The sequence below is a fragment of the Bradyrhizobium jicamae genome (assembly GCF_018130215.1).
GTDB classification, from domain to species: Bacteria; Pseudomonadota; Alphaproteobacteria; order Rhizobiales; family Xanthobacteraceae; genus Bradyrhizobium; species Bradyrhizobium jicamae_A.
Genome location: NZ_JAFCKQ010000018.1, coordinates 1 through 13932, shown reverse-complemented (window position 1 = coordinate 13932; position 13932 = coordinate 1). Strand labels below are relative to the sequence as shown.

The window sequence follows — 13932 nt, the reverse complement described above, 5'->3', positions numbered from 1 at the left end:
TCATTCACGGCAAATAGTCGAGACCGATATCCAGCGCGGCGGAGCTGTGGGTCACCCAGCCGACCGAGATCAAATCCACGCCGGTCGCGGCAATCGCCGCCGCGGTTGCCGCGGTGATGCGGCCGGAGGCTTCTGTGATCGCCTTGCCGCGCGCCATCTCCACGGCCCGTGCGAGTTGCTCCGTGGTCATGTTGTCGAGCAGCACGGCATCGACGCCGAGCGACAATGCCTCCTCGAGTTGCGACAACGTATCGACCTCGACCTCGATCTTGACCATGTGGCCCGTGTTGGCCTTGGCGCGCTCCACCGCCGTGCGGATGCCGCCGGCGAGCGCGATGTGATTGTCCTTGATCAGCACGGCATCATCGAGACCGAACCGGTGATTGCCGCCGCCGCCGGCGCGCACCGCGTATTTTTCCAGCGCGCGCAGTCCTGGCGTGGTTTTGCGCGTGCAGACGATTTGCGCGCGCGTGCCCTGGACTGCTTTCACAAGGGTCGCGGTCGCGGTCGCGACGCCGCTGAGGTGGCACAGAAAGTTGAGCGCGGTCCGCTCCGCGGTGAGCAGGCTGCGGGCCGGGCCATCGATGATCGCGATCACCTGGTCGGGCTCGACGGTGCTGCCGTCGGGGCGCTCGGCGCGAAGCTCGATTGCGGACGATATCGTCCGGAACGCGCAGCCCGCGACGTCGAGCCCGGCAACGACGCCGCTTTGGCGGGCTCGCATTACCAGCCGGGCCTGCTGGCTCGCCGGCACGATGGCATCGGCCGTGATATCGCCGGCGCGGCCGAGATCCTCGCGCAAGGCGGTATGCACGATCGACTCGTAGATCAGCGGCAACAACGGATTGAGGGTCATGATTTGGCACTCCTGGCGGATGGGATCGATTCGACGATATCGCGCGCGGTAGCGAGGGCGTCCGCGCGGGTGAGGGATGAGGATTGGGCGGATGGGGCGCTCTCCGGAAAATCGCTGCGGAAATGGCCACCACGGCTTTCCTCGCGCCTGATGGCGGCAACCGCGATCATCAATCCGACCAGGGCTGCGTCGGACGCCGTGCTCTGGGCGCGCGCGAGCGGATGAAGGCTGCGGATCGCGCGTGCGATCCCGTCGCGGTCGCGCAGCACGCCGAGCCCTTGTGTCAGGATCGGACGCACGATCGCGGGATCGGCTGGGGCCGCATGGGCCTGGTCCCGCAGCATCGCGCGCGGACCGGCACCGAGGCCGTCGATGCTTTCGGTGACCCAGCGCGCGCAGACGATCGCCTCCATCAGCGAGTTGCTTGCGAGCCGGTTTGCGCCGTGCAGCCCGGTGCGGGCCGCTTCGCCGCAGGCCCACAAGCCCTGCACGCTGCTGCGTCCTTCGCCGTCAACGGCGATGCCGCCCATGTGATAGTGGACCGCCGGCCGGATCGGGATCGGATCATTGGCAGGATCGATGCCGGCCATCTTGCAGAAGGCGCTGATCATAGGATAGCGCTGCGGGAAATCCGCGCCCGGATTCTTGCGCGCATCGAGGAAGGTGCGATGTCCGGCGGCACGGTGGCGCCACACCGCTCGGGCGACGATGTCGCGCGGCGCAAGCTCGGCACCGGGCTCGTCCGCCATGAACCGCAGTCCCGTCTCGTCGATCAGCACCGCGCCGTCGCCGCGGATCGCCTCGGTGAGGAGCGACATCGGCCGCGACGGCCCGTCGAAGGCGGTGGGATGAAACTGAACGAATTCGAGATCGGAGAGCTTTGCGCCGGCATGTGCCGCGAGCGCGAGCCCCTGGCCGAAACATCCGCCCGGATTGGTGCTGTCGGCGAACAATCCGCCGATGCCGCCGGTTGCGATCACGACGCGATTGGTGGAGAGCGTCAGGACGCCGCGGTCATTCGCCGCCAGCACGCCCCTGACCGCATTGTCCTCGACGAGAAGCCGGCGCGCCTCGACGCCTTCAAGCAGCGTGATCGACGGCGTGCGGCGGACTGCCGCGATCAACGCCCGCATGATCTCGCGCCCGGTGCCGTCGCCGGTAGCGTGCACGATGCGCTTGCGGCCATGCGCGGCCTCGAGCCCGAGGCGCCAGCGTCCGTCGGGCCGCCGATCGAAGGCGACGCCGAGCGCTGTCAGCCGTTCCACCGCTGCCGGCGCCTCATGGACGATCCGCCATGCCGCGGCTTCGTCGCACAGCCCGGCACCGGCCGCGATCGTATCGGTGAAGTGGAGGGCCGGCGTATCGTCTTCGCCGACCGCTGCCGCCAATCCGCCTTGCGCCCACATGCTGGAGGCTTCCGCGCCGAGAGGTGATTTCGACAGCAGCACCACCGGCTCGGGTGCGAGACAAAGCGCGGTCATGAGCCCGGCGGCGCCGCCGCCGATGATGACGGGGCGGCCTGTCAGGCTGGACATATCTGTTGTCATAGCGCCAGCATCCTTTCAACGCTCCGCCGCGCGCGGTCGGCGATCGCAGGATCAACAGTCACTTCGTGCTGGTTGGTCTCCAGCGCGTGACGGATGTTCTTCAGCGTGATCCGCTTCATGTGCGGACAGAGGTTGCAGGGGCGGACGAAGTCGATATCCGGATGCTGCGCGGCGATGTTGTCGCTCATCGAGCATTCCGTCAGCAGCACGACGCGCGGGGGACGCCTGGTCTCCACGAACGACGACATCGCGGCCGTCGAGCCGGAATAATCCGCTTCCGCCACGACCTCGGGCGGGCACTCCGGATGCGCCAGTATGGTGATGCCAGGATGATCCTCGCGCAGCTGGCGCACGTCGTCGGCGGTGAACAGCTCATGCACCTCGCAATGGCCTTTCCAGGCGATGATCTTCCTGTCCGTCTGCTTGGCGATGTTCTTCGCAAGATATTCGTCCGGCAGCATGATGACGCGCTCGGTACGAAGCGATTCCACGACCTTCAGCGCGTTGCCTGAAGTGCAGCAGATATCGGACTCGGCCTTGACGGCGGTCGAGGTGTTGACATAGGCGACGACAGGCGCGTCCGGGTAGCGCGAGCGCATCAGCCGGACGTCCTCCGGCGTGATGGAATCGGCGAGCGAGCAGCCGGCCTTGAGGTCGGGGATCAGCACGGTCTTCGCCGGGTTCAGCAGCTTGGCCGTCTCGGCCATGAAATGCACGCCGGCGAGCACGATGATGTCGGCATCGACCTTGGTCGCCTCGCGTGCGAGCAGCAGGCTGTCGCCGACGATATCGGCGACGCCGTGGAAGATCTCCGGCGTCTGGTAGTTGTGCGCCAGCACAACCGCGTTGCGGCGGCGTTTCAGGGTGAGGATCGCATCGACGTCTTCGGCGAAGGTGGCCCATTCGAAGGGCGGGATCACGCGTTTGACGCGCTCATAGAGTGGTGCGGTACGGTCGAGCAGTGCGGTATCGAGTGAGGCCATTTATACTCTCCTTGAGCATAAGATGGCTTATACTTATCCTGAGCATAAGGGCTGTCAAGTGCGGGAAAGCGGGAGCTTGGTACCGGCGACGGCCCGTTCGGCCAGCACGGCATGACGGAAGCGGAACAGCTTGGCCGGGCGGCCGACGGTATCGGTCGCGATTGCGCCAGTCTCTTCAACGAGTTCCTGCTGCTCGATCAGCCTGCGGAAATTCTGCTTGTGGACCAGCCGGCCTGCGAGCGCCTCAACACTGCGTTGCAGTTGCAGCAGGGTGAACTCGGACGGCATCAGCTCGAACACCACGGGACGATATTTGATCTTGGCGCGCAGCCGCGCGATGCCGGTAGCGAGGATGCGGCGATGATCCGCGGTCATCGGCTTGCCGGGCACGATAGGAGCATCGCGGCCATTGTCACGACCGGCCTCGGGGATCAGCCCGGCCTCGTAGAGCAGCTCGTAGCGCTGCAGCACCAGCTCCTCGTTCCAGTCGCGATCGTCGAGGCCGAAGGTGATGGCGCAGCGCTGCCAGCGTTCGCGCTGCAGGGTCGGTGAAGGCGCCGATTTCGCCCACGCCCTTAGCTTCGGTGCGACCGCCTTGGCGAGAAACGCCGGCGCGCCGGCGCGATGGTCTTCCCAGGGGAAATACTCGTACCAGCCGTGCCAATGGGCCTCGAAGCCTTCGCCCACCTTGTCCTCGCGGGTGAGGCCGAGATAGCTGATGGAGATGCTGTGCGGCGCCTTGCTGTCGCCGGACCGGCCGCGGTCGGCGAAGGTGTAGAGCTGCTCGACATAGCCGAGCGGGTGGCCGGTCTGGGCCTCGACCCAGGCGCGGAGAGCGGTCTGCAGCGAGCGATGCGTGAACTCGAACGGGCCGCTCGGCAGCGCCGATCCGCCGGCGATGGTCATGATGTCAGGCACGCCGTCGCTGACGGCGACCAGCACCGCGACGAGGTCGGCGGTGATTGCGTTCCCCGAAGCCGATGCGCGGGTTTTCTGCGCCGATCTTGCCACGCGATCGTCCCGCGCTAGCAATAGCCGTAGATGCCGCAGGCGTAGGGCAGGCGATCCCAATAATCCACATAGGCGCCGCCGTAATAGGGGCCCGTGTAGCTGTAGGAGTAGGCATTGCCGTAATAGCCGGGCAGGGACGCCGATCCCGGCAGCAGCGGCTCGCCGGGCAAACGGACGATTAATGGCTCGGAATTGAGCGGGATCACCCTGGGATGCACGTAGGTCGGCGGCGCGACCGTGGTGCGGTAGGCGTAGTGGCGGCGGGGCAGGCCGGGCGGAAGCTGCCGCGCGGCGCGGACGGTCGCGGATTTGGCGGGGGTGGGGCCGTCGGCGGCCTCGGCGGGCGGGATCGCTGAAAGTGCGATCGCAATTGGCAGTATCCGGCGCAACATCAATGGTCTCCCGAATCACGGAGCCTATCACTGCCATTTTATGGCGGAAGGTGCGTTAACGAGAGACCGGTCCTTTCCGGACAAATAGCCGGAGCGATGCGGCGCAGCGCTCCGGACAGGGCGGGTGATCAGGCCCGCAGGGCCTGGTCGAGGTCGGCGATCAGGTCTTCCTTGTCCTCGATGCCGATCGACAGCCGCACCACGTCGGGGCCTGCCCCCGACCTCACCTTGGCCTCGTCGTCGAGCTGGCTGTGGGTCGTGGAGGCCGGATGGATCACCAGCGAGCGCGTGTCGCCGACATTGGCGAGATGCGAGAACAGCTTCAGGTTCGAAACCAGGTTGACGCCGGCGTCGTAGCCGCCCTTGAGGCTGAAGGTGAACACTGCGCCGGCGCCCTTCGGGGAATACTTGCGCTGGAGCTGGTGGTACCGGTCGTCGGGCAGGCCGGCATAGTTCACGGCCGAGACTGCAGGGTGCGAGGAGAGGAATTCCGCCACCGCCTTGGCATTGTCGCAGTGCTTCTGCATGCGCAGCGGCAGCGTCTCGATGCCGGTCAGGATCATGAAGGCGTTGAACGGCGACAGCGCGGGGCCGAGGTCGCGCAGGCCGAGCACGCGGCAGGCGATCGCGAAGGCGAAGTTGCCGAACGTCTCCTGGATCCGGATGCCGTGATATTCCGGGCGCGGCTCGCTCAGCATCGGATACTTGTTGTCCTTCGACCAGTCGAAGGTGCCGGCATCGACGATGACGCCGCCGAGCGAGTTGCCGTGACCGCCGAGGAACTTGGTCAGCGAGTGCACGACGATGTCGGCGCCGTGATCGATCGGCTTGATCAGATAGGGCGAAGCCAGCGTGTTGTCGACGATCAGCGGTACGCCGGCCTTGCGCGCCACGGCGGCGATCGCCTCGATGTCGGTGATGCTGCCGGCGGGGTTGGCGATCGACTCGATGAAGATCGCCTTGGTGTGCGGCGTCACCGCGCGCTCGAAGCTTGCGACGTCGTCGGGGTCGGCCCAGGCCACGTTCCAGCCGAACGCCTTGAAGGCGTGGGTGAACTGGTTGATCGAGCCGCCATAGAGCTTGCGCGCGGCGAGCACCTCGTCGCCGGGCCGCATCAGCTGCTGCAGCACGATGACCTGCGCCGCGTGGCCGGAGGCAACCGCCAGCGCCGCGGTGCCGCCTTCGAGCGCGGCGACGCGCTCCTCGAGCACCGCATTGGTCGGGTTGCCGATGCGCGTATAGATGTTGCCGAACGCCTGCAGGCCGAACAGCGAGGCGGCATGGTCGGCATCGTTGAACACGAATGACGTGGTCTGGTAGATCGGCGTCGCCCGCGCGCCGGTGGTGGGATCAGGCTGCGCACCGGCATGCACGGCGAGGGTGGAAAACCCCGGAAGGCGATCTGTCATTCTCTAAGTCCTGTTTGTGGCCTGTTCGAAATGCGCGGCATGCTGGGGGCACGGCGCTCCGCCGTCAAGGCAGCCTGGCGAGCGCCCGCGTGTTTGAAATGCCGTGCTGCACATTGTCTGGTGATCGACGCAAATATTCCGCAATGGCCTCAGGTCGTCTCGGTTTTGTTTTTCGCGGCGCGGTCGGAGGCCGCGGTCTGGCCGCCGCCGAAGCTCGAGCGATTGAGCGACAGCCGCATGCCTTGCGTCGGTACGGGTGCCCGCTTGGAGCTCAAGGTGCGCGAATTCACGCCCATCCATGAGATCTCCGACGACAGCCGGCCATACTCGATCTTCGGGCAGCGGTTCATCACGACCTTCAGCCCCGCGGCTTCCGCCTTCTCGGCGGCGGCATCGTCGCGCGCCCCGAGCTGCATCCAGATCACCTTCGGCGGCGGCGACAGCTTCAGCGCCTCGTCCACGACCGGCATGATGTGGCTCGAATTGCGGAAGATATCGACCATGTCGATCGGACGGCCGATATCGGCGAGCGAAGCCACGAACGGCTTGCCCATCAGCTCTTTGCCGACATGGCCGGGATTGACCGGGATCATGTCGTAGCCGCGCTGCGCCAGATATTTGAAGGCGAAGTAGCTCGGCCGCACATTGACCGGCGAGGCGCCAACCATCGCGATCGATTTGACGTTGTTGAGGATGCTGCGGATGTAATTGTCGTCGTAGGCGTCGTGGTTCATCACTCGTCTTTTTCAATTGCGTCATTGCGAGGAGCGAAGCTTCGCTCCTCGCAATGAAGGAACGTCACTTGTCCTGCCACTTCGGATCGCGCTTCTCGAGGAAGGCGCCGATGCCTTCCTCGGCGTCGCGCGCCATCATGTTCTCGGTCATCACCTCGGCGGCATAGCGATACGCCTCCGCGAGGCTCATCTCGGCCTGGCGATAGAATGCTTCCTTGCCGAGCTTGACGGTGTATGCGGATTTCAGCGCGACCTTTTGTGCCAGCGCGATCGCAGCGTCGCGCTCGGTGCCCGCAGGCACCACGCGGTTGATCAGTCCGATGTTCTGCGCGGCGACAGCCGTGATCGGCTCGCCCGTCAGCAGCATCTCCATCGCCTGCTTGCGCGGCACGTTGCGCGACAGCGCGACCATCGGCGTCGAACAGAACAGGCCGATGTCGACCCCCGGCGTCGCGAACGTCGCGGTCTCCGACGCGACAGCAAGATCGCAGCTGGCGACGAGTTGGCAGCCGGCGGCGGTCGCAATGCCCGGGACGGCAGCGACCACCGGCTTCGGCAAATTCACGACTGCCTGCATCATCGCGCTGCATGCGTTCATGATCTGCGCGAAATATGCGCGGCCGCGATCGGCATCGCTGCGACGCGCGGTGAGCTCCTTCATGTCGTGGCCGGCAGAGAAGGCCGGACCATTCGCGGCGATCACGACGCCTCGGACATTGTTGTCGTCACGAATCTCGTCCAGCGCACCATGCAGCTCGGCAATCAGCCCCTCGGACAGGCTGTTGCGTGCTGCGGGACGGTTGAGCGTGAGTACCGTGATACTGCCCACGGTCTCGCGCAGCAGGATCGGGGCTTGCGGTGCTCGTGCGCGGGCGGCTTGGGCAGACATGGCGAAGTTTCCACTGATGAAAATTCCACTAGGGTGTCTATGACAACTTAATGTAACAGGCAGGGTGAAGCGAGGGTGGGGACGGCATGGCTATTGCGAAAATGAGCGTGGCTGAACTGGAGGAGTTCCTGCATCGCGAATTTCCGCAGGCTTTCAGCGGCGACGACATCAGGATCGAGAGCGCCGATGGCGAAACCTGCCTGCTGCGGCAGCGCTACAGCGAACGCATGCTGCGGCCGGGCGGCACGGTGTCCGGGCCGACCCTGATGGGGCTGGCCGATTTCGCGATGTATGTCGTGCTGTTGTCCGCGATCGGGCCGATCGGTCTCGCCGTGACCGCCAATCTCAACATCAACTTCCTGCGCAAGGGCCAGCCGGGGCAGGACGTGCTTGCGGTGGCGAGGCTGCTCAAGCTTGGCAAGCGGCTGGCCGTCGGCGAGGTAAACCTGTTGTCCGGCACGTCGCCCGATCCGATCGCCCATGTCACGGCGACCTATTCCATTCCAAACACATGAACTTTTCTCTGGTATTATTGCACCATATTTATAAGTCATTGTTTTTATGAATGTAATTTGAGCGCATGGACGTTGACGTGTGCGCGCGGCTTCTCTAGAAAGCCGCCCAGTTCGGCGCATACGGCGCCGATTTCCATTTTCACGGATTCTCACATGAGCACGTTCTCGGCCAAGCCCGCCGAAGTGACGAAGAAGTGGGTGCTGATCGACGCCAAGGGTCTGGTCGTCGGCCGTCTCGCCACCCTCGTTGCGATGCGCCTGCGCGGCAAACATCTGCCCACCTATACCCCGCATGTCGATTGCGGCGACAATGTCATCATCGTCAACGCCGCGCATGTGGTGCTGACCGGCCGCAAGCGCGACCAGAAGACCTACTACAAGCACACCGGCTACATCGGCGGCATCAAGGAGCGCACCGCGAAGCAGATCCTCGAGGGTCGCTTTCCCGAGCGCGTCGTCGAGAAGGCGATCGAGCGCATGATCCCGCGCGGCCCGCTCGGCCGCATGCAGATGGGCAACCTGCGCGTCTATGCGGGTGCCGATCATCCGCACGAAGCCCAGAACCCCGAGAAGGTCGATATCGCGGCGCTGAACCGCAAGAACACGAGGGCCGCATAAATGTCCGACACGTTGCAGTCCCTCGACCAGCTCTCGCAGGTCAAGCCGGCGGCTCCCGAAGCGCCGAAGTACGTGAAGAAGGTCGACAAGTACGGCCGCGCCTATGCCACCGGCAAGCGCAAGGACGCGGTCGCCCGCGTCTGGGTCAAGCCCGGCTCGGGCAAGATCTCGGTCAACACCCGCGAGTTCGAAGTCTACTTCGCCCGCCCGGTGCTGCGCATGATGATCCAGCAGCCGCTGGTCGCTGCCGCTCGTAACGGCCAGTACGACGTGATCTGCACGGTCGCCGGCGGCGGCCTGTCGGGCCAGGCCGGTGCTGTCAGGCACGGCCTCTCGAAGGCGCTGACCAACTTCGAACCCGAACTGCGCAGCGTCCTCAAGAAGGGCGGCTTCCTCACCCGTGACTCCCGCGCGGTCGAGCGCAAGAAGTACGGCAAGGCGAAGGCCCGCAAGTCCTTCCAGTTCTCGAAGCGCTAATTCGCGAACTAAAATTCGCGGCAATTGCCGCAAATACCTAACGAAAGAGGGCGCCGAGAGGCGCCCTTTTTGCGTTCGGTTTAGAGCTGAATTAACGCAGTTTTTCGCGAAAACTTGCGTATGCGTGCAAACGAAATTGGAACTCGCGGTCTCTAGCGTGCACTTCAGCAGAAGCGCTGCATCACCATAGAACAATCGCGCCTGCGAACGTTGCATTACACCGGCTGGGGTGACTTTATGTCGTTCGATACGTCGACACTTTATTTGTTCGCAACCATGGTGGCGGGCATGCTCGGTGCCATGCTGATGTATTTCGGCAGGCAGGAGAACATCCCCGCGTTGAAATGGTGGGGCACCGCCTATCTGCTCGGCGCGGCGTCGGTCGCGCTGTGCACGGTCGGAGGCGCCGCGCTCGGTGCGTCGATCCTGCTGGCGCTGAACGCGGTCGGCTTTGCCGCCTGCGGCCTGGTCTGGAACGCATCGCGTGTCTTCCACGGTCGCAAGCCCAATGTGCCGGGCCTGATGCTCGGCCCGGTCGCCTGGATCGGCGCCGTGGCGATTCTGCAGGACACCGCGATGCGGCTGACGTTTGGCGCTGCGATCGTCGCGATCTACGCGGCGCTGACCGCCGCCGAGCTGTGGAACGAGCGCCGCCGCGCCATGCAGAAGCGCTGGCCGGCGATCGTCGTGCCGGTCGTTCACGGCTGTGTGCTGATGCTGCCGATCCTGGTGGGCGACCTCTTGCGCGCCCATGACGAGAATTTCGCCACCAGCTTCTGGGTCACGTTGTTCTCGGTCGAGCTCGTGCTCTACGCAATCGGAACGGTGTTCGTGATCTTCATGATGGTGTCGGACCGCGCGGTGGCCGTGCACAAGACGGCCGCCTCGATCGATCCGCTCAGCGGCATGCTCAACCGGCGCGGCTTCACCGAGGCCTGCATGCGGGTGATCGAGCGCGAGGCCAATGCCGGCCGCCCGGTCACGGTGATGATCTTCGACATCGACCATTTCAAGTCGATCAACGACCGCTTCGGCCATCCGGCCGGCGATGAGGTCCTGAAACTGTTCTCCACCGTCGTGGTCAGCAATCTCCGCATCAGCGACCTGTCCGGTCGCATCGGCGGCGAGGAATTCGCAGCACTTTTGCCGTGTTCGCTGGAAGAGGGCGTCCTGGTCGCCGAGCGCGTGCGCGAGGCCTTCGAGTCCAGCGGCATCGTCTGTGAGGAGGGCGCCGTTGACACGACCGTCAGCATCGGCGTCGCAGGCGGGCCGGCCGGCACCGAGCTCGAGGTGCTGCTCGCCTCGGCCGACACCGCGCTGTACCAGGCCAAGCGCAGCGGTCGCAATCGCGTCGAGGCCGCCGAGGAGCTGCCGCTGTCGCTGGAGAACTGGCGGCGCAAGACCGCAGGCCTGCCGGCCGCGGCGCGCCACAAGCCGGCGACGGTGCACTGACGGGTCACGGTAACCGCTCGTTAGCCATGCGGTTCCATGCTTGCGCGCATGGAGTCGACGCATATTCACGATCCGCAGACCGCCCTGATGTCGCTTGACGCTGCTGCAGCCTCGGCGCGAAGCGGATTTGCCTGCATGTTCTCGAATTCGGATGAATACGAAATGGCATTGATCGACGAGCGACGCGCGCAAGGCCGCTACAACCAATCCAGCACCCGTTGGCCGATGGTGATGCTGATTGGCGCGATGGTGGTGGTCTTCGGCGCCGGTCCGATCTTCGGCTGAGAGTACCGGCAACACCCGATTGAAAGAGGCGCCCGCAGGGGCGCCTTTTTCGTTGCGGCAGGATGCGCTAGAGACGTGTCTTCGACAGCGGAGGTCCCAACCCAATGATCACGGAAATCGCACTGATCGACGTCAAACCGGGCAGCGAGAAGGATTTTGAAGCGGCAGTGGCAAAGGCGCGGCCGCTGTTCCTGCGCGCCAAGGGCGGCAAGGGGTTTGAACTGCACCGTTCGATCGAGAAGCCGTCGCGCTACCGGCTGATGGCGAAGTGGGAGACACTCGAGAACCACACGGTCGATTTCCGCGGCTCGGAGGATTTTACCGCCTGGCGCGCGCTCGTCGGCCAGTACTTTGCGGCGCCCCCCGAGGTCGAGCACACCGAGACCGTGCTGTCGACTTGAGACGGTCGATTGTCGTTTTGACGCGTTTTCCTCGCGCGAACCGGTGCCCGCTTCGCTCGAAAACGCCTTATCCGGCATGCGCAGGCGCTGCATCCTCCGCCTTGAAGTGGTCGATCATCACCTTGGCGATCGCCATCATCGGCAGCGCCAGCGCCAGTCCCCAGATGCCGAACACGACGCCGAGCAGGATCTGGAACGCGAACAGCGTGGCCGGCGGTATGTCGAGCGCCTGGCGCTGGATGATCGGCGTCAGCACGTAGCTCTCCAGCGCGTGCACGCCGAGGAACAGGACGAAGGCGGAGAGCGCGGGGATCCACCCCGAGGCGAGGCTCGCCAGCACCACGATCAGCCCGCCGAGGATCGCACCAACCGTCGGGATGAAGGCGAGCAGGCCGGCCTGGATGCCGAGGATGAACGAGCTCGGGATGCCGATGATCAGCAGGCCGATCCAGGTGACGAGGAATACCGCCGCCATCGTGATGATCTGCGCGATCAGCCAGCGCTCCAGCGTCTCGCCGATGCGGTCGACGATCATGGTGGCCTGGCCGCGGTAATTCGCCGGCGCGATGAACAACAGCCCGGCGCGGTAGATGCTCGGCTGGGCGGCGAAGGCGAGCCCCAGGAACAGCACGATGAAGAAGTTGCCGACCACGCTGACGGTGCCGAGCAGCACCTTCAGGGTCTGGCTGATGATGGCGCCGCCGCTCGAGGCCAGCGCGCCGGCGCCCGGCAGGCCGTGCGACGGAGCCTGCGCCGGCGTCGTCGTTGTGGTGGCTTCCGGCTTCGTTTCGCCCTTCGCATCGGTGAAGTCGAGATAGCTGGTGTCGACGCCGTGCTGCTCGAGGAAATCCTTCACGGTGCCGAGCTGCGACTTGATGGTGCTGCTCAGCACCTTGGCCTGATCGGCGATCGTGGTGCCGCCGAGGAAGACGATCCCGGACAGCAGCCCCGCCAGCGCCAGGCACACGATGGCGAGCCGCAGCGCGTGCGGCAGGGCGACCAGCCGGCCGAGATGGGTGCTCATCGCGTTCAGGCCAACGCCAAGCAGCATGCCCGCGAACAGCAGGAACAGGGTCGCAGCGAAGGTCCAGGCAAACACCAACAGCGCAGTGAACAGCACGATCCCGATGCCGCCGACGGCAATCGCCCATGCCATGTTGTTGCGGGCCTGAAGGCGATCGTCAGCCGAATCGGTCACGGGTGATTCCCTCTGTCGGGCAGGTGTCGAGCCAGTCATTGGCGAAAATTCCACCGGGATCAAGCTGGCGGGCGGCCGGAGATACCTTGGGGAAAGCGACCTTGGCCCCTGAATTGTGCAGGGATGCAAGCCGACCTGTGCAGATTTTGACGTTGATCGGAGCGGAACTCAGAGGCAAGATCGTCTCCAAACGGTAGCAAACTCAGAAGAATCATTGCGCGAGACGTAGATAATGAGACGGCCCGTGGTCGGCGTGATCGGAAACGCCCATCGCATTGAGAATCGTTTCACGGTCCAGATGGTCGGAGAGCGCAATCTCCGCGCAGTGGCCGAAGTCTCGGGTGCCGTGCCGCTGATGTTCGCGGGAACCCCCGAAATCACCGATATCGCAGCCTTGCTCGATGTGGTCGACGGCGTGGTCCTGACCGGCGCGCGCGCCAATGTGCATCCGACCCGGTTCAACACCGAGCCTTGTGCCGCGCATGAGCCTTACGACATGCACCGCGACGACGTCGCGCTCGCGCTGTCGGAGGCCTGCGTCGCGCGCGGCGTGCCGATCTTCGGCATCTGCCGCGGCCTGCAGGAGATGAACGTGGCCTTCGGCGGCTCGCTGCATCCGGAGATCCGCGAGATTCCCGGCCGCATGAACCATCGCATGCCGAGGCTCGAGAACGGCGAGATCCATCCCGACCCCAAGGTCGTGTTCGCCGATCGTCACGACGTCACCCTGACGCCGGGCGGCGCCTTCGCGACGATCCTCGGCCGCGAGTCCATCCGCGTCAATTCGCTGCACGGGCAGGGCATCCTCCAACCCGGCAAGCGGGTCGTGATCGAGGGAATTGCCGAGGACGGCACCATCGAGGCGATCCGTATCGCCGATGCGCCGGGATTTGCGCTCGGTGTGCAGTGGCATGCCGAATACGACCCGCAGCGCAACCCGATCAACCGCGCGCTGTTCGAGGCGTTCGGTGATGCGCTCCGCGAAAGGCGCAGGGCGGCATAGCGCACGCGGTTGAGGGGGACGCACTCTAGCGTTCTCGCGACATGAATCGTCCGAGTCCTGCATCTCGTTTCGCCGCTCTGTGTGAAGAGGGCGCAGGGAAAGCCGGGTGCCGATCGCACCCATGGGCCCCGTGCAATGTAGAAAGCACGGGGGTAGGACCAC

General features: G+C 65.1%; 16 protein-coding genes. 7 read left to right on the top strand and 9 right to left on the bottom strand.

Annotated elements, in window-relative coordinates:
• Positions 1 to 4 precede the first annotated feature (4 nt).
• The 8 genes from nadC to JQ586_RS20125 form a co-directional block, all read right to left on the bottom strand.
• A complete protein-coding gene (nadC, locus tag JQ586_RS20160; protein ID WP_212396357.1) occupies positions 5 to 856 on the bottom strand; it encodes a carboxylating nicotinate-nucleotide diphosphorylase in 852 nt (283 codons plus the stop codon).
• Positions 853 to 2403, bottom strand: a complete 1551-nt coding sequence (locus JQ586_RS20155; protein ID WP_212396356.1) for an L-aspartate oxidase — start codon at positions 2401 to 2403, stop codon at positions 853 to 855. Before JQ586_RS20155 ends, nadC begins: the two co-directional genes overlap by 4 nt.
• Complete coding sequence (gene nadA / locus JQ586_RS20150) at positions 2400 to 3386, bottom strand: quinolinate synthase NadA (protein ID WP_212396355.1); 987 nt, start codon at positions 3384 to 3386, stop codon at positions 2400 to 2402. Before nadA ends, JQ586_RS20155 begins: the two co-directional genes overlap by 4 nt.
• Before the next feature lie 54 nt (positions 3387 to 3440).
• Complete coding sequence (locus JQ586_RS20145; RefSeq protein ID WP_212396354.1) at positions 3441 to 4397, bottom strand: NrtR DNA-binding winged helix domain-containing protein; 957 nt, start codon at positions 4395 to 4397, stop codon at positions 3441 to 3443.
• Positions 4398 to 4411: 14 nt separating this feature from the next.
• On the bottom strand, positions 4412 to 4789 hold the full coding sequence (locus JQ586_RS20140; protein WP_212396353.1) for a hypothetical protein: 378 nt from the start codon (positions 4787 to 4789) through the stop codon (positions 4412 to 4414).
• A gap of 128 nt (positions 4790 to 4917) precedes the next feature.
• Entirely contained in the window at positions 4918 to 6198 is a 1281-nt protein-coding gene (locus JQ586_RS20135) for an O-acetylhomoserine aminocarboxypropyltransferase (protein WP_212396352.1), read from the bottom strand.
• 149 nt (positions 6199 to 6347) lie between these two features.
• Entirely contained in the window at positions 6348 to 6932 is a 585-nt protein-coding gene (locus JQ586_RS20130) for a CoA-binding protein (RefSeq protein ID WP_212396351.1), read from the bottom strand.
• 64 nt (positions 6933 to 6996) lie between these two features.
• Entirely contained in the window at positions 6997 to 7821 is an 825-nt protein-coding gene (locus JQ586_RS20125; protein WP_212396350.1) for an enoyl-CoA hydratase, read from the bottom strand.
• Positions 7822 to 7907: 86 nt separating this feature from the next.
• On the opposite strand from JQ586_RS20125, the gene JQ586_RS20120 reads away from it, so the two are divergent.
• The 6 genes from JQ586_RS20120 (at position 7908) to JQ586_RS20095 (ending at position 11569) form a co-directional block, all read left to right on the top strand.
• Positions 7908 to 8336 (top strand): PaaI family thioesterase, encoded by a 429-nt coding sequence (locus JQ586_RS20120; protein WP_212396349.1) that lies wholly within the window; start codon positions 7908 to 7910, stop codon positions 8334 to 8336.
• A gap of 153 nt (positions 8337 to 8489) precedes the next feature.
• Positions 8490 to 8954, top strand: coding sequence for a 50S ribosomal protein L13 (gene rplM / locus JQ586_RS20115; RefSeq protein WP_212396348.1), 465 nt, complete (start codon positions 8490 to 8492; stop codon positions 8952 to 8954).
• Positions 8955 to 9431, top strand: coding sequence for a 30S ribosomal protein S9 (rpsI, locus tag JQ586_RS20110; protein ID WP_212396347.1), 477 nt, complete (start codon positions 8955 to 8957; stop codon positions 9429 to 9431).
• Between the two features lie 237 nt (positions 9432 to 9668).
• Complete coding sequence (locus JQ586_RS20105; RefSeq protein ID WP_212396346.1) at positions 9669 to 10883, top strand: GGDEF domain-containing protein; 1215 nt, start codon at positions 9669 to 9671, stop codon at positions 10881 to 10883.
• A 48-nt stretch (positions 10884 to 10931) separates the two neighbouring features.
• Positions 10932 to 11168 carry a hypothetical protein gene (locus JQ586_RS20100; protein WP_212396457.1) on the top strand — a complete coding sequence of 79 codons (237 nt, stop codon included), beginning with the start codon at positions 10932 to 10934 and terminating at the stop codon, positions 11166 to 11168.
• Between the two features lie 104 nt (positions 11169 to 11272).
• Positions 11273 to 11569 (top strand): antibiotic biosynthesis monooxygenase, encoded by a 297-nt coding sequence (locus tag JQ586_RS20095; protein ID WP_212396345.1) that lies wholly within the window; start codon positions 11273 to 11275, stop codon positions 11567 to 11569.
• 67 nt (positions 11570 to 11636) lie between these two features.
• On the opposite strand, the gene JQ586_RS20090 is transcribed toward JQ586_RS20095, so the two are convergent.
• Positions 11637 to 12767, bottom strand: coding sequence for an AI-2E family transporter (locus JQ586_RS20090; RefSeq protein WP_212396344.1), 1131 nt, complete (start codon positions 12765 to 12767; stop codon positions 11637 to 11639).
• 232 nt (positions 12768 to 12999) lie between these two features.
• On the opposite strand from JQ586_RS20090, the gene JQ586_RS20085 reads away from it, so the two are divergent.
• The gene (locus JQ586_RS20085) at positions 13000 to 13770 is read left to right on the top strand and encodes a gamma-glutamyl-gamma-aminobutyrate hydrolase family protein (RefSeq protein WP_212396343.1); all 771 of its coding nucleotides are present in this window, start codon (positions 13000 to 13002) and stop codon (positions 13768 to 13770) included.
• Positions 13771 to 13932: the final 162 nt, after the last annotated feature.